This window comes from Mycobacterium sp. 1245499.0 (genome assembly GCF_001673615.1).
GTDB lineage: Bacteria > Actinomycetota > Actinomycetes > Mycobacteriales > Mycobacteriaceae > Mycobacterium > Mycobacterium europaeum_A.
Window position 1 is genome coordinate 1 of record NZ_LZMG01000420.1, and the last position, 14,850, is coordinate 14,850.

Annotated in this window: 13 protein-coding genes and 1 pseudogene; 5 read left to right on the forward strand and 9 right to left on the reverse strand. The window is 69.7% G+C overall.

What is annotated here, in order from left to right; translation table 11 throughout:
- Positions 1-654: TauD/TfdA family dioxygenase (locus A5646_RS26140; protein WP_066877413.1), on the reverse strand; the 654-nt coding region annotated here is incomplete at its 3' end.
- Between the two features lie 60 nt (positions 655-714).
- On the opposite strand from A5646_RS26140, the gene A5646_RS26145 reads away from it, so the two are divergent.
- A complete protein-coding gene (locus tag A5646_RS26145; RefSeq protein WP_066866877.1) occupies positions 715-1,290 on the forward strand; it encodes a TetR/AcrR family transcriptional regulator in 576 nt (191 codons plus the stop codon).
- Here the strand turns inward: A5646_RS26145 and A5646_RS26150 are convergent.
- From A5646_RS26150 to A5646_RS26175, 6 genes and pseudogenes are all read right to left on the reverse strand, one after another.
- Positions 1,284-3,662, reverse strand: coding sequence for a glycoside hydrolase family 65 protein (locus A5646_RS26150; protein ID WP_066866879.1), 2,379 nt, complete (start codon positions 3,660-3,662; stop codon positions 1,284-1,286). The two genes, A5646_RS26145 and A5646_RS26150, sit on opposite strands and share 7 nt — an antisense overlap.
- Positions 3,659-4,408 (reverse strand): beta-phosphoglucomutase family hydrolase, encoded by a 750-nt coding sequence (locus A5646_RS26155; protein ID WP_066866881.1) that lies wholly within the window; start codon positions 4,406-4,408, stop codon positions 3,659-3,661. The genes A5646_RS26150 and A5646_RS26155 overlap by 4 nt, the downstream gene beginning before the upstream one ends.
- A gap of 82 nt (positions 4,409-4,490) precedes the next feature.
- Positions 4,491-5,303: a class I SAM-dependent methyltransferase gene (locus tag A5646_RS26160; protein WP_066866883.1), complete on the reverse strand. Its 813-nt coding sequence runs from the start codon at positions 5,301-5,303 to the stop codon at positions 4,491-4,493.
- A complete protein-coding gene (locus A5646_RS30520) occupies positions 5,300-6,925 on the reverse strand; it encodes a methyltransferase domain-containing protein (protein WP_369806998.1) in 1,626 nt (541 codons plus the stop codon). Before A5646_RS30520 ends, A5646_RS26160 begins: the two co-directional genes overlap by 4 nt.
- Positions 6,865-7,239, reverse strand: a pseudogene (locus A5646_RS30195) (NAD(P)H-binding protein); the annotation flags it as partial. The gene A5646_RS30520 and the pseudogene A5646_RS30195, both read right to left, overlap by 61 nt.
- On the reverse strand, positions 7,236-8,765 hold the full coding sequence (locus A5646_RS26175) for an MFS transporter (protein ID WP_067025342.1): 1,530 nt from the start codon (positions 8,763-8,765) through the stop codon (positions 7,236-7,238). The pseudogene A5646_RS30195 and the gene A5646_RS26175, both read right to left, overlap by 4 nt.
- A 77-nt stretch (positions 8,766-8,842) precedes the next feature.
- Between A5646_RS26175 and A5646_RS26180 the strand changes: the two genes are divergently transcribed.
- The 4 genes from A5646_RS26180 to A5646_RS26195 all read left to right on the forward strand — a co-directional run bounded on the left by A5646_RS26180 (position 8,843) and on the right by A5646_RS26195 (position 13,564).
- Positions 8,843-9,487, forward strand: a complete 645-nt coding sequence (locus tag A5646_RS26180; RefSeq protein WP_067025345.1) for a helix-turn-helix domain-containing protein — start codon at positions 8,843-8,845, stop codon at positions 9,485-9,487.
- A gap of 78 nt (positions 9,488-9,565) precedes the next feature.
- A complete protein-coding gene (gene guaA, locus A5646_RS26185) occupies positions 9,566-11,134 on the forward strand; it encodes a glutamine-hydrolyzing GMP synthase (RefSeq protein WP_369807000.1) in 1,569 nt (522 codons plus the stop codon).
- A gap of 169 nt (positions 11,135-11,303) precedes the next feature.
- On the forward strand, positions 11,304-11,984 hold the full coding sequence (locus tag A5646_RS26190; protein ID WP_066866894.1) for a hypothetical protein: 681 nt from the start codon (positions 11,304-11,306) through the stop codon (positions 11,982-11,984).
- 47 nt (positions 11,985-12,031) lie between these two features.
- Positions 12,032-13,564 carry a DNA polymerase Y family protein gene (locus A5646_RS26195; RefSeq protein ID WP_067025348.1) on the forward strand — a complete coding sequence of 511 codons (1,533 nt, stop codon included), beginning with the start codon at positions 12,032-12,034 and terminating at the stop codon, positions 13,562-13,564.
- Positions 13,565-13,569: 5 nt separating this feature from the next.
- On the opposite strand, the gene A5646_RS26200 is transcribed toward A5646_RS26195, so the two are convergent.
- Positions 13,570-14,733, reverse strand: a complete 1,164-nt coding sequence (locus A5646_RS26200) for an alpha-hydroxy-acid oxidizing protein (protein ID WP_067025352.1) — start codon at positions 14,731-14,733, stop codon at positions 13,570-13,572.
- A gap of 40 nt (positions 14,734-14,773) precedes the next feature.
- Positions 14,774-14,850, reverse strand: a 77-nt coding sequence (locus A5646_RS30200) for a hypothetical protein (protein WP_231122602.1), incomplete at its 5' end; no start/stop codon positions are given.

Here is a 14,850-nt window from a genome sequence, read left to right on the forward strand (position 1 = left end):
GGCGGTTGACTCGTGGCTGTCCAGGCCGACGAAGCCGCGCACGAAGTCACCGGCCACCAGGGTGCGTTCGCCGGTCTCGGGGTGCACCCGCACCACCGGATGCTCGGTGCGGAAGTCGGGCTTTTCGAAAGCCTGCCGAAACGCCCGCTGCTCCTCGCTCATCGCTTCGACGCTCACGTAGTCGTACCGGTTGGTGTGCAACGCCCAGAGGTTTTCCACCAGGCATTTGAGCGGTTCGGGCAGGTGCTGGTAGGCCGCCACGGTCGAGGCCCACAGCGTCGAGCCCCCGTAGGCCGGCAGCGTGACCGCACGCAGGATCGACGCCGAGGGGTAGTTGGCGGCGAACGTCACGTCGGTGTGCCAGCGGTTCGCCTTGCCGTACTCCGAGTCGATCGGGGTGATCACCGGGAGGTGCTTGGCGGCCAGGGCCGACGCGGCCGGGTGGCCGATCGGCGTGCCCAGCAGACCGGCGAACGCGAGCTGCTCGGAGTCGTCGAGGTGGTGCTGGTGACGGAAGAAGATCACCTTGTGGGTCAACAGCGCCCGGCGGATCGTCTCGACCGCGTCCTGGTCGAGGTCGCCGCCGAGGCGAACCCCGTCCACCCGGGCGCCGATGCGACTGCCCAGCTTGGTGACGGTTATCTGACCTGTCATTTCGTGTTCCTTGAGTCAAAACGGGTGTAGTCAATCGACTACATTTGGTAGTGTAGTCAGATGACTACAACTTCCGCAACCGGCCGCGGGAAGGTGCCCACCGGGCGCGCGGAGGTGGCCGCGGCGATTCTGGAAGCCGCCACCGACCTGTTCGCCGAGCGCGGTCCGGCCGCGACGTCCATCCGCGACATCGCCGCGCGCTCCAACGTCAACCACGGACTGGTGTTCCGCCACTTCGGCACCAAGGAGCAATTGGTCGGCGCCGTGCTCGATCACCTGGGCGCCAACCTGAGCGCCCTGCTGGGCACCGATGCGCCCGCGGCCGTGCTGGAGAGTTCCCTTGATCGCCAGATGCGGGTGATGGCGCGCACCGTGCTGGACGGCTATCCGGCCGGCCAGCTACAGAAGCGCTTTCCCAACATCGCGACGCTGCTCGACGGGGTGCGGCCGCTCTACGATGACGACGTCAAGGCCCGGCTCGCGGTCGCCAATGCCCTTGCGCTGCAGTTCGGTTGGCGCCTGTTCGCCCCGATCCTGCGGTCCGCCACCGGGATTGAGGAGCTGACGGATGCCGAGATACGCGCAGCGGCCGGCGCGGAGGTGCAACGCATCCTCGCGCCCGCCGATGCTCAGTGAGCCTGCACCGATTCCGCGATCAGGGATCGCCGGTGCAGCGGTTCGCGGCCGGCGGGCTGCTGCGGCGGCGGCAGTAGCGGCTTGCGGGGATGCACCGCGACCGTCGTCGCGGATTCGGTGCTCAGCTCGAGGTCCTCGCCGGCGTGCCGGATGGTCAGCTCGCCGCCGGGCCCGTCGCGCAGCGTGTAGGTGACCTCGGCGTGGTTGACGTCGACCGTGACCCGGAAGTCGCGCCAGCGCAGCCGGAACCGTAGCCGCGAAATGCCATCGGGCAGTTGAGGATCCAGCGACAAAACGCCCTCGTCGTCGCGTAGGCCGCCGAAGCCGGACACCAGCGCCGTCCAGGCGCCGGCCAATGAGGCCATGTGCAGACCGTCGCGGGTGTTGTGGTGCAGATCGCGCAGGTCGATCAGGGCGGCCTCGTAAGCGTAGTCGTGCGCGAGCTCGAGGTGCCCCACCTCGGCGCACATCACCGCCTGCGTGCACGCCGACAGTGACGAGTCGCGGACCATGCGCGGCTCGTAATAGTCGACGTTGCGCGCCTTCTGCTCGGGCGTGAACGCGTGGCTCTGCCAGTGCATCGCCAGGACCAAGTCGGCCTGCTTGATCACCTGCGCGGGGTACAGGCGCACGTACGGGTCGTGCAGCAGCAACGGGTAGGCGTGGTTCTCCTTGAAGTCCCACTCCGCGAGGGTGGTGAATCCTTCACACTGCTGATGGACTCCCAGCCCCTCGTCGTACGGAATGTTGGCGGCGCCGGCCGCATCGCGCCACGCCGCCATCTCCTCGTTGGTGACCCCCAGCGCCTTGGCCACATCGGGGTGGCGGTTGCAGGCGTCGGCGGCGACGCGCAGATTGTGCGCGGCCATCAGGTTGGTGAAGACGTTGTCGCGCACGATCGCCGTGTACTCGTCGGGGCCGGTGACGCCGTCGAGGTGCCAGACGCCGTGCCGGTCGTGGTGGCCGAGCGAGAGCCACAGCCGGGCGGTCTCGACCAGCACCTCCAGCCCGCAATCGGCCTCCAGGTCGTCGTCGCCGGTGACGATGCGGTAGCGCTCGAAGGCCATCGCGATGTCGGCGTTGATGTGCCAGGCCGCCGTGCCGGCCGGCCAGTAGGCCGAACACTCCTGCCCGCGGATGGTCCGCCAGGGGAACGCGGCGCCCTCCAAGCCCAGTTCGGCCGCCCGCTCCTTGGCCAGATCCAGGGTCGAGGCGCGCCAGCGCAGCGCGTCGGCCACGGTGTGTGGCGCGGTGTAGCTGAGCACCGGCAGCACGTACCCCTCGGTGTCCCAGAAGGCGTGGCCGTCATAGCCGGTTCCGGTGAGCCCCTTGGCGGCGATCGCGCGGCGTTCGGCGCGGGCGCTGGCCTGCAGCAGGTGGAACAGCCCAAATCGCACGGCCTGCTGGGATTCGGGGTCGCCCTCGACCTCGACGTCGGCGCAGTCCCAGAAGTTGTCCAGATACTCGCGCTGCGCATCCAACAGTCCCTGCCAGCTGGTGTAGCGGGCGCTGTGCAGCGCGGCGGCGACCTGGTCGCGCAGCGCCGGGCGCGAGCGCATGCTCGACCATCCGTACGCCAGGTACTTGACGACGCGCAGCCTCTGTCCCTTGCGCAGCCCGCAGATCACGGTGGTGCGGGCCAGGTCGGCGCGCGCGTCGGTGGTGACCTCGACGCGCCCTTCAACGTCGACCTCGTGATCCATGCCGGCGGCCATCATCAGCGCGCTGCTGCGCGTGCGGTGCATGAGAACCGCTCCAGTGTCGGTGTATTCGTGCGCGACCGCTTCGAGCGGGGTCTCCAGGATGGCCGACACCCGGGGGTCGCCGGAGGTCTCCGGCTGGTCCTCGTTGGTGACCAGCTCCGACTGCACCGTCACCCGAACGAACTCACCGATCGCCTCGACGCAGTACTCGATGGCGGCGACGCCGCGCTGGGCCAGTGACACCAGCCGGGTGGAGACCACCTTGACCTCTTTGCCCGCCGGCGAGCGCCAGTGCGCGCTGCGGGTCAGCGTTCCGGCGCGAAGGTCCAGATCCCGTTCGTGACATAGGACTTCGCCGTAGCGGACGTCGAACGGCTCGTCCTCGACCAGCAGCCGGATGATCTTGCCGTTGGTGACGTCGACCAGCGTCTGGCCGGCTTCGGGGTAGCCGTAACCGGCCTCGGCGTAGGGCAGCGGCCGGATCTCGTAGAAGGAGTTCAGATAGGTGCCCGGCAGGCCGTAGGGCTCGCCCTCGTCGAGGTTGCCGCGCAGCCCGATGTGCCCGTTGGACAGGGTGAACAGCGATTCTGACTGGGCCAGCAGATTCAGGTCGAGCTGGGTCTCGCGCACGTGCCAGGGGTCAACGGGGAACGATTCGTCGGTGATCATGAGCCCAGCAGCTCGGCGAGGTCGGTGACCACCACGTCGGCGCCGTTGCGGCGCAGTTCCTCGGCCTGGCCCACTCGGTCGACGCCCACCACGAATCCGAAGTTACCGGCCCGGCCGGCCGCCACGCCGGACAACGCGTCTTCGAACACCGCCGCCGCTGCGGCGTCGACGTCGAGCAGCTGCGCCCCGCGCAGGTAAGAGTCGGGGGCCGGCTTGCCGGCGATGTGTTCCTCGCGCAGGGTGACGCCGTCCACCCGCTTTTGCACGAACCGGTCCAGGCCGGTGACCTCGAGGACGTCGCGGGTGTTGGCGCTCGACGACACCACCGCGATTGCCAGGCCCGCGGCCGACACCGCCTCTAGGTAGCGGCGGGATCCATCGAACACCTTGACGCCGTCCTCCTTGAGGACCTTCTGGAACATGTCGTTCTTGCGGTTGCCCAGGCCGTAGATCGTCTCGGCGTCGTCGGGGTCGTCGGGGCTGCCGTCGGGCAGCTGGATGTCGCGGCTTTCCAAAAAGGACCGGACGCCGTCCTCGCGCTTCTTGCCGTCCACGTATTCGCGGTAGTCCGCGCCCGCGTCGAAGGGGACGAATTCGTCGCCGGTGCGCTTGGCCCGGTCGGACAGGTAGGCGTCGAACATGGCCTTCCAGGCCTTGGTGTGCACACTGGCGGTGTCGGTGAGCACTCCGTCGAGGTCGAACAGACAGGCACGCACCTCCTCCGGCAGACCCAGCGCTGAACTCAACGGCGGACCTCGCTCTCTGGTCTCGGGCGACTGGCTTAAGCGATACCCACTTCACCATGCCCGCCATGCGTGTCGCCAGGGATCAGCGGTCTTTTGCCACTGCCACGCCCTGGATCGCGCGCAGGCGCCCATCGGCCAGCGCCCGGGTGAGGTTTTCGGCCTTGCGGTCGAAGTCGGGGACGAAGGCGTGCAGGCCCAGCGGCTGGGGCGGCTGGGCCAGCAGCGCCTGCATGAGCGAGCTCGCGGTCTCGGTGAGGTCGTTCCAGTGCTGCACCGCCAATCCCGCGGAGGTGACCAGGGTGCGCAGCTCGCCGGGGGCCACCAGGTGGCTGTTGGCGGCGGTGTCGGTCCAGGGCAACGGGAAGTCGAGTGCGCGGCCGTCGCCGATGGTCAAGTCCCACAGCGCAAGCCGGCCACCGGGAGTGAGGACGCGGCGCGCCTCGGCGTAGAGCCGCGCCTTGTCGGCCACGTTCATCTGGACGTGCTGGCTGATCGCGACGTCGAAAGTGTCGTCGGCGAAGGGGAGTTCGGTGACGTCCGCCTGGCGAACCGCGATGAGGCGGTCGAGACCGACGAGCCGGTTGAGCCAGTCGTTCGTCTCGCAGTACTCCTCGGTGAGGTCAACGGCGGTGACCCGGCAGCCATAGCGGTCGGCGAGGTAGCGGGCCGTGCCACCGATCCCGCTACCGGCGTCGAGCACCGCGCTCGCGCTGGAGATCTGCGTAAGGTCCACCAGCTGCGCGGTGGCGATGCGGCCCATGGTGTGGAAGTCCTCCAGCAGGGCCAGGTCGGCGGGTCGAAGGCCGTCGAGGTCCTTCCCGGCGTCGATCAGCGCCCGTTTGATGTTTGCCCGCGACAGGCCGGTCGAGTACTGGGCCGCGATGGTGTCGTTCATTTCTGCACCTGAGCCCACGCGGTAATGATGGGAGGCATCGCGATGAGGGCGTTGACCGCCTGCGCCTCCTGACGGAATCGCGGCACGAACTCGTCGATGTCGGCGAGTTCGTCGATGGCGAAGCCTCCCTGTTCGGCAATGGGGGACACCAGCCGCCAGACTTCCGCGAGGTAGGCCAGGATGTCCGTGTCGGCGGCGGTGCCGATCGGCGTGCCGAGGGTCAGCCGCGGAGTGCTGAGGCCGGCGTCGGCGAAGATCGTGTGCAGCGTGGTGCCGAATCGCGGGCTGAGCCCCATGTCCTCGAAGGCGCGAACGATTCCGCCCGTCACGCGCCGGAACAGCGGCGTGTCCGGAACGCCGTGCGCACCGGTGATGTCGTTCTCCGAGAACGCGACAACGCCGCCGGGGCGTACGAAGGAGCTGAGGCGCCGCAACGTGGCGGCCGGGTCCGGCAGGTGCATCAGGATCAACCGGCCGATGACCGCGTCCACCGGTTCGTCCGGCACGATGGTGTCGACCGCGGCCTGGGTGAAACGCACTGTGCGCCAGCCCTGTTCGAGAGCGCGGGCGCGGGCGAGCTCGACCATCGCGGCCGCGGCGTCGACGCCGAGGACGGTCCCGGTCGGACCGACCAGCCGGGCGGCGACGAACGACACGTCGCCGGGTCCGGACCCGATGTCGAGCACGCGCATGCCCGGCCGCAGCCCGGCCACCCACGGCTTTCCGGCCAGTCCCCGGTATGGCGCAGTGAGCGCGGCGTCGCGCACCGGAATCCCGTTGCCCTGAACGCCGCTGGAGAAAGGATCGGAACACGATGAGTACGGCACCACAAGGCACCACCTACGTCTTGGGCCACGCCGACGCGGAGGTGCAGCGCCTCCTCCTGCAGGGCCGGCTCTACGACCACCACACCGAGCACGCGCTGCGACTGGCCGGGCTGCGGGTGTTGTTGGGTCCGGTCGAACTTGTCCAGCCGGCGCATCGGTGTGATCGCGGTCAACATGAAGTTGCCCAGCTGCCGCATGAAATTGCCTGCGGTACGGCGGGATTCCGGTCCGGTGACATAGCGGCGCGCGATGGTGAGGAAGTCCTCGGGCTCGACGCCGGCGACATCGCGGACGTGTGTGGTCGGCGCGCCCACCTCCCAGGTTCCCTGGCCGTGCTCGGGAAGGTAGTGACGCAAGCTGGACTGGAAGAACCCATCGGCGCCGAGCCGTTTGGCGTTGACGCGCACGGCGCGCATGAACATCCACGGCGGAACGTCGATGTGACGCACCCGCCTGCCCAACGCTGCACCGACCGCATCGGCGATCTCGGCCCCCGAGAGCAGCGTCGGTCCGGTGGGCCGGTAGGCGCGGCCGTCGTGACGGTGGGGGTCGAGCAGCGCGCCGACGGCGACCCGCGCGATGTCTTCGTTGGAGGGCGGCGCGTTTCGGCCCACCCCGGTCGGTGTCGGCAACACCCCGAGCTGGGCGGCCACGGGGACCAGCTGCAGGTAGTTGTCGGCGAAGTAACCCGGATCGACGGCCACATGCGCCGTGTCGGGCAGCAACTCGAACAGCTTGTCGGTCAACCAGGCCTGCCTCGTCATCAGCGACGGATGCTCCGGGCTGGCCAGCCATTGGCCAAGCGCCACCACCGCTTCCACGCCTGAGCGTCGGGCGGCCACGGCGAAGGCAACCGCGCTGTCGAGGGCGTGCGGATGATAGGGAGGGTTGAAATAGAGCCGGTCGATCCCGGCGATGGCACCCATAACCTGTTGGATGTCAAACATATCGGCGATGACGACCTCGGCGCCCATCTCCCGCAGCCGGGCGCTGCGCGCATCGTCACGATGCACCATGGCCCTGGTTCGGACGCCCCTTTCCAGCAGCTGTGCGGCGACCGCGCCGCCGATCTTTCCGGTGGCGCCGGTGACCAATACTCGACCGTTCATCGGAGTGTCCTTTCCTGTTGAGGCGCCGGTTGCCTGGCCGGGAGGAGCCAGCCGACGACGATCGCCGCGCCCAGCGCGATGCCCGCGCAGACCAGCGAGCTGACCTGCAGCCCGTCCAGGAACGCGCGATCCACGGCGGCGCGCACCTGCCCCGCTTGGTGTGCGGGCAATCGCTGGATCACCGTGTGCGCCAGGGCCATTGAGTGGCGCATCGCGTCGGCGGGCAGCCCGGTCAGGGTGGCCGCGTTGAGGTGCCCGGAGTACACGGACGCGAAGATGCTGCCGGCGATGGCGACTCCGAGCGTGCCGCCGAGCTCACGGGTGGTGTCGTTGACGGCCGATCCCACACCGGCCTTGTCGACGGACAGCGATCCCATGATCGCCTCGGTGGCCGGCGAGAAGGTCAGGCCCAGGCCCCCGCCGAGCAGCAGCATCTGCGTGGCGATCTGGAGGTACGGCGTGGCGGCGTCGACGGTGGACGCCCAGGCCAGCCCGGCGGCGAACACGGCCAGGCCGGCGGCGACGACGGCGGTGGTGCCGACGCGTTCGACCAGCCGGGGCCCGACGATGCTGGCCAGCGCGATCGAGGCGGCGACCGGCAGCAGGCGCACACCGGCCTGAAACGCCGTGTAGTCCTTGATGAATTGGAAGTACTGGGTGATGACGAAGATGAAACCGAACAGGGTGAGAAACCCCGCGGTCACCGCCAGGCTGCCGCCGGAGAACCGGCGGTTGAGGAACACCGAGACGTCGAGCATCGGGTGGGTGCTGCGCCGTTCCCAGCGCGCGAACGCGACGAGAATGGCTGCGGCGACGGCGAATCCGGCCGCCGTCCGGCCGTCGGTCCACCCCCACGTGGGCGCCTCGATGACCGTGTAGACCAGCGTCGTGACCCCGATCGCGGACAGGATGAGGCCACCGATGTCGACCCGCGGCGCCGCCGGGTCGCGCGAGGTCGGGACGAACAGCGCGCCACCGACGATGGCCAGCGCGGCAATCGGAATGTTCACCATGAAAATCGAGCCCCACCAGAAGTGTTCGAGCAGCCAGCCGCCGCTGATCGGGCCGACGGCCACCCCGACACCGACCATGGCCGCCCACAGTCCAATCGCCTTGGCGCGCGGCACCGGGTCGGTGAAGATGTTGGTGATCAGTCCCAGCGTGGTCGGGAAGATCACCGCGGCGCCCACCCCCATGGCTGCCCGCGCGGCGATCAACGCCTCGGCCGAATTGGTCTGTGCGGCAACCGCGGATGTGACGGCGAACAGCGCCAGCCCGGAATTCAGCCAGCCCCGCCTGCCGTAGCGGTCGGACAGGCTGCCCGCCGAGAGCAACAGCCCGGACATCACCAGCGTGTAGGCGTCGACGATCCATTGCAGCTGTGCGGTGTCGGCGCCGAGTTCGCGCGCCAGCGTGGGCAGCGCGACGTTGACGATGGTGGCGTCGACGCTGATGACGAAGACACCCAGGCAGATGACGGCGAGCGCGGCGATGGGGTGGTTGCGAAACGCTGGGTCGGTGCGCATGAACAAGACAGTAAATCTGTCGGACAAACAAATCAAGTACAAACTTGAAAAAGATGTCTAACCCCAGGTAGGGTGGCATGGTGGCGTCCCGCAGGAACTACAACCAGAACTGCCCGATCGCCCGGGGGCTCGACGTCCTCGGTGAGCGGTGGACCCTGCTGATCCTGCGCGAGCTGGTCGGCGGCGCCCGCCGCTACGGTGACCTGCGGGCCGAACTGCCCGGCATCGCAACGAATCTGCTCGCCGAGCGGCTCAAGGAGCTCACACATGCCGGGCTGGTCGATCGCGCCGACCTGCCGGCGCCGATCGGTCGCACCGTCTACAGCCTCAGCGACCTGGGCTGGCAGCGTGTGCTGCCGGTGCTACAGAGCATCGCGTGGTTCGGGCTGGACCACCTGGACCCGATCGGCGACGGGCCGGTGTCGCCGCTCAACGGGTTCCTGGCCGGAATCCTGCTGGGCTTTCAGTCGGGCCGGGCCGCCGGTGTGGAGACCACCTGCCGGGTCGAGATCGACGGCCGCCGTTTCGAATTCGCGGTGACGCAGGGACGCCTGGCGGGTGTCCGCGGTGAGCCCGCGGTGACGATCACGGCGACTGCGTCGGACCTGGTGGCCGCCCGGCTGGGCACCGACGAAGCCCAGCGCACCGCGGCGCGGCGGCGAATCGAGTTCCACGGCGACGCGGATGCCGTCGGCGCCGTCCGCACCGCGTTTGCGCTGTAGGCCTGTCGGGCGGCGGCGACGCCGGCAGCCACTAGACTCGCGTGCGTGGCCGACCCCACTGAAAGCCCTGAACTCGAGATCTCCGAGGTGTCCGGAGCGCCGGCCCGACCGGTGCTGGTCGTGGACTTCGGCGCGCAGTACGCGCAGTTGATCGCCCGTCGCGTCCGCGAGGCGCGGGTCTTCTCCGAGGTCATCCCGCACACCGCGACGGTCGAGGACATCAAGGCCCGCGACCCGCTGGCGCTGGTGCTCTCCGGCGGGCCGTCCAGTGTCTACGCCGACGGCGCGCCCCAGATCGACCCGGCGCTGTTCGATCTCGGGGTGCCGGTGTTCGGCATCTGTTATGGGTTTCAGGCGATGGCGCAGGCGCTGGGCGGGACCGTCGCCCACACCGGCACCAGCGAATACGGTCGCACCGAACTGAAAGTCCTTGGCGGCGAACTGCATTCGGGATTACCGAGTGTGCAGCCGGTGTGGATGAGCCACGGTGACGCGGTCACGGCCGCGCCGGACGGGTTCGAGGTGGTGGCCAGCAGCTCCGGCGCTTCGGTGGCCGGCTTCGAAAACCGGGCCCGACGCCTGGCCGGTGTGCAGTACCACCCGGAGGTCATGCACAGCCCGCACGGCCAGCAGGTGCTCAGCCGATTCCTGCACGACTTCGCCGGTCTGGGCGCGGACTGGACGGCCGCCAACATCGCCGAGGTGCTGATCGAGCAGGTGCGCGCCCAGATCGGCGACGGCCGGGCGATCTGCGGGCTGTCGGGCGGGGTGGATTCCGCGGTGGCCGCCGCGCTGGTGCAGCGTGCCATCGGTGACCGGTTGACCTGTGTCTTCGTCGACCACGGGCTGCTGCGCGCCGGCGAGCGGGCGCAGGTGCAGCGCGACTTCGTCGCCGCCACCGGGGCCAACCTGGTCACCGTCGACGCGGCCGACACCTTTCTCTCCGCACTGGCGGGCGTGACCAATCCCGAAGGCAAACGCAAGATCATCGGACGCCAGTTCATCCGGGCCTTCGAGAGTGCGGTGCGAGACATCGTGGGGGACGGGGATTCTCACGTCGATTTCCTGGTGCAGGGCACGCTGTATCCGGACGTGGTGGAATCGGGCGGTGGCAGCGGGACCGCGAACATCAAGAGCCACCACAACGTCGGCGGCCTGCCCGACGACCTGAAGTTCACGCTCGTCGAGCCGCTGCGGCTGCTGTTCAAGGACGAGGTCCGCGCGGTCGGCCGCGAGTTGGGCCTGCCGGAGGATATTGTTGCGCGCCAACCCTTTCCGGGACCGGGTTTGGGGATCCGGATCGTCGGCGAGGTCACCGCTGCCCGGTTGGACACGCTGCGGCGTGCGGACTCGATCGCCCGCGAGGAACTCACCGCTGCCGGCCTGGACACCCTGATCTGGCAGTGTCCGGTGGTGCTGCTCGGCGAGGTGCGCTCGGTCGGCGTGCAGGGCGATGGCCGCACCTACGGACACCCGATCGTGCTGCGCCCGGTGTCCAGTGAGGACGCCATGACCGCCGACTGGACCCGGGTGCCCTACGAGGTGCTCGAGCGCATCTCGACCCGGATCACCAACGAGGTGGCCGAGGTCAACCGCGTGGTGCTGGACATCACCAGCAAACCACCCGGCACCATCGAATGGGAGTAGGCCCGGCCGCGAAAATGCGGCCACATGCCACCCATCAGCCACACCAGTATCGATCGCATAACGCTGCCCCTTGCGTCGCTTGACGGTTGTCGGAGGGCAGGTGTTTACTTCGAAATGTATCGAACATGCATTCGAATACTTTTCCCGAACGTGGTGCTAGGAGGCTGTCATGACCGCGGCTTTTGCCTCCAGCCGCCGCCAGGAAACCCGCGCTGAGCAGCTGGAATCGTTGCGCCGGCGGATGGCGAGCATCGCCGGGAAGAAGGCCGGGGCCGCCACGGTGCCCGCTGACGATCTGCTGCCCGACTCGGAGTCCCAGCTGGCCCTCCCGCCGTGGCTGGCCGACCTGCTGCCCGCGCCGGTGCCGCGGGGAACGGTCGCGGTGCTCTCGGGTGCCCGGTCGCTGTTGCTGAGCGTGGTGGCCGCCGTCACGGCGGCCGGTGGCAACGCCGCAATCGTGGGCCAGCCGGACATCGGGTTGCTGGCCGCCGCGGAGATGGGGGCGGATCTGAGCCGGCTCGCGGTGATACCGGATCCCGGCACCGATCCGGTGGAGGTGGCCGCGGTGCTCGTCGACGGCATGGACCTGGTGGTCCTGGGGCTGGGCGGGCGCCGGGTGCCGCCGACCCGGGCGCGGGCGGTGGTGGCCCGCGCCCGTAACAAGGGCTGCACCCTGCTGGTCACCGGCGGCGATTGGCAGGGGGCCCCGACGCGCCTGGCCGCCCGGGTCTGTGGGTATGAGATCACCGCCGAGGGCCGTCCCGGATTCGGCCGGATCGGCGGGGTGCGGCTGCAGGTCAGCGGGACGTGCGCGGGACGACGGGTGACGACTCCAGCGCGAGCCGGGTAAGTACGGTGGTAACCCCTTCTGGTTCAAGGGTTTTGGCGATCTGGTGCATGGATTGGCCGGCGGTCGCGGCGGCGACGGCCGCGGGTCTGTCCGCGACCGCCCCGATCGCGGTCACGCTGGCCAACCGGGTGATCGCCTGCTCGTCGGCCGCCCGTGCCGCGGGGGTGCGCCGGGGGCTGCGGCGCCGGGAGGCGGCGGCGCGGTGCCCGCAACTGCACGTCACCGCCGCCGACGCGGACCGCGACGCCCGCTTCTTCGAAGCGGTGATTGCGGCGGTGGACGACCTGGTGCCCCGCGCCGAGGTGCTGCGGCCCGGCCTCCTGGCGTTGCCGGTGCGCGGAGCGGCCCGCTATTTCCGGTCCGAGGCCACCGCCGCCGAACGCCTGATCGATGCGGTGGCCGCCGCCGGCGCCGAGTGTCAGGCCGGGATCGCCGACCGGTTGTCCACCGCGGTCTTCGCGGCCCGGGCGGGCCGGATCGTCGAGCCGGGAGGCGACGCGAAATTTTTGTCGGTGCTGTCCATCCGCCAACTCGCCACCGAACCGAGCCTGTCCGGTGCCGGCCGCGAAGAACTGACGGACCTGTTGTGGCGGATGGGGATTCGCACCATCGGGCAGTTCGCCGCGCTGTCGCGCAGCGACGTGGCCTCCAGGTTCGGCGCCGACGGGGTGACCGCGCACCGGTTGGCCTGCGGCGAGCCCGAACGGCCGCCCTCCGGGCGGGAGCCGCCCGCCGACCTCGAGGCCGTGCTGGACTGCGATCCGCCGATCGACCGGGCCGACGCCGCGGCGTTCGCCGGGCGGTCGCTGGCCGGCAAGCTGCATCAGGCGCTGATGGACGCCGGGGTGGGATGCACCCGGCTGGCCATCCACGCCGTCACCGCCAACGGCGAAGAACTGCACCGGGTGTGGCGATGCGCCGAGCCGTTGACCGAGGACGCCACCGCCGATCGGGTGCGCTGGCAGCTTGACGGGTGGTTGAGCAGCCGCACCGCGCGGAGTCCCCGTCCCACCGCCGCGGTGACGCTGTTGCGGCTGGCCGCGGTGGAGGTGGTCTCGGCCGAGGCGTTGCAGTTGCCGCTCTGGGGCGGCCTGGGCGAGGAGGACAGGCTGCGGGCCCGCCGGGCGCTGGTGCGGGTGCAGGGCCTGCTCGGTCCGGAGGCGGTGCGAGTGCCGGTGCTGTCCGGCGGGCGCGGCCCGGCCGAGCGCATCACGCTGATCCCGCTCGGCGACGAGCCGGTGCCGCGGGCCGATCCCGATCTGCCGTGGCCCGGCCGGCTGCCCGAGCCGTCGCCGGCGGTGCTGCTGGACGACCCGGTGGAACTGCTTGACGCCCAAGGGAATCCGGTACGGGTGACCATCCGGGGGTTGTTCTCCGCCGACCCGGCGCGCATCGTCGCCCATGGCCGGGACGAGCGGCTGTGCTGGTGGTCCGGGCCCTGGCCGGTCGACGAGCGGTGGTGGGATCCCGACCTGGCCAAGGGCCGCACCGCCCGCGCCCAGGTGTTGCTGGAGAGCGAGCGTGCGCTGCTGCTGTGCTATCGCCAGCGGCGCTGGTATGTGGAGGGGAGTTACGAATAGCGTTGTTATTGAGCGTATTCGACGCGCCGCAACGCGTCGGGGGTGAGGTCCTTGAGCGAGGGATACCCGTCGACGGCCATGATCAGGTCCGCTTCGGCCAGCAGCGAGCGCAGGACGTGCACGATGCCGTCGACACCACCGACCGCCAGCCCGTAGGCGTACGGGCGACCGATCCCCACGGCGGTCGCCCCCAGGGCGAGCGCCTTGATGATGTCGGCGCCACCACGCACCCCGGAGTCGAACAGCACCGGCATCCCGTCGGCAGCCTCGACCACCTCCGGCAGGCAATCCAGGCAGGGCAGCCCGCCGTTGGCTTGCCGCCCGCCGTGATTGGAGCAGTAAATGCCGTCCACGCCAATGTCTTTGGCGCGGCGCACGTCGTCGGGATGGCAAATGCCCTTGACCATCAGCGGCAGGCTGGTCTCGGCCCGCAGCCACTCGAGGTCCGCCCACCGGAACGGGCCGCCGAAGATCGGCAGCTTGCGCACCGCCGCCTCGGTGGCGTCTTCACCCCGGCTCAGGTTGGCGCGAAAAACCGGGTCGCTGGTGTAGTTGGACAGGCACCCGCTGGGCACCTGCGGGTAGTTCCCGCCGCTCAGGTCGCGGGGTCGCCAGCCGGTGACCCAGGTGTCCAGCGTGACGGCGATGCCCTTGAAGCCGGCCGCCTCGGCCCGGTGCACCAGGCTGGCGGCCATCTTGCGGTTGGGTGGCGTGTACAGCTGGAAGAACGCCGGGGTGTCACCGAGCTCGGCGGCGAGGCTTTCCATCGGGTCGGCCGACAGGGTCCCCACGAAAAACGGCACGCCGGTGCGAACCGAGGCCCGCGCACAGAGCATGTCCCCGTGCCCGTCGGGGTCGCACACCCCGATGACGCCGATGGGTGCCATGAAGATGGGCGAGGGGAACCTGATGCCGAACAACTCGACGGACATGTCGCGCTGCTCCGGGGCGATCCCCATGCGCGGATACAGGCCCCACCGCTTGAAGGCCGCGCAGTTCGCCCGCTGGGTGTGCTCATCACCGGCGCCGCCGGCCACATAGCCCAGCACCTTCGGCGTCATCGCCGCCGCGGCCTTCTCCTCCAGCTCCTCGAACCGGATCGGATACTGCGGCTGATTGCCGTGCAGCGACTGGTCGTACAGCTCGTTTTGATACTCGGCGAAGGCCATAGTCGGGGCTTTACCCCCCGCTTCGCCCACCAAACGAGGCTCAGTACCGCCCGAAGGCGATGGCCACGTTGTGTCCGCCGAAGCCGAACGAGTTGTTGATGGCGTACTCGTAGTTGC

What these genes read in the sequence shown, in the direction of transcription:
- A5646_RS26145 (WP_066866877.1), top strand. Translation starts at nt 715, where the DNA reads ATGACTACAACTTCCGCAACCGGCCGCGGGAAGGTGCCCACCGGGCGC.
- A5646_RS26150 (WP_066866879.1), bottom strand. Translation starts at nt 3,662, where the DNA reads ATGATCACCGACGAATCGTTCCCCGTTGACCCCTGGCACGTGCGCGAG.
- A5646_RS26160 (WP_066866883.1), bottom strand. Translation starts at nt 5,303, where the DNA reads ATGAACGACACCATCGCGGCCCAGTACTCGACCGGCCTGTCGCGGGCA.
- A5646_RS30520 (WP_369806998.1), bottom strand. Translation starts at nt 6,925, where the DNA reads ATGGCTGGCCAGCCCGGAGCATCCGTCGCTGATGACGAGGCAGGCCTG.
- A5646_RS26175 (WP_067025342.1), bottom strand. Translation starts at nt 8,765, where the DNA reads ATGCGCACCGACCCAGCGTTTCGCAACCACCCCATCGCCGCGCTCGCC.
- A5646_RS26180 (WP_067025345.1), top strand. Translation starts at nt 8,843, where the DNA reads ATGGTGGCGTCCCGCAGGAACTACAACCAGAACTGCCCGATCGCCCGG.
- A5646_RS26190 (WP_066866894.1), top strand. Translation starts at nt 11,304, where the DNA reads ATGACCGCGGCTTTTGCCTCCAGCCGCCGCCAGGAAACCCGCGCTGAG.
- A5646_RS26195 (WP_067025348.1), top strand. Translation starts at nt 12,032, where the DNA reads ATGGATTGGCCGGCGGTCGCGGCGGCGACGGCCGCGGGTCTGTCCGCG.
- A5646_RS26200 (WP_067025352.1), bottom strand. Translation starts at nt 14,733, where the DNA reads ATGGCCTTCGCCGAGTATCAAAACGAGCTGTACGACCAGTCGCTGCAC.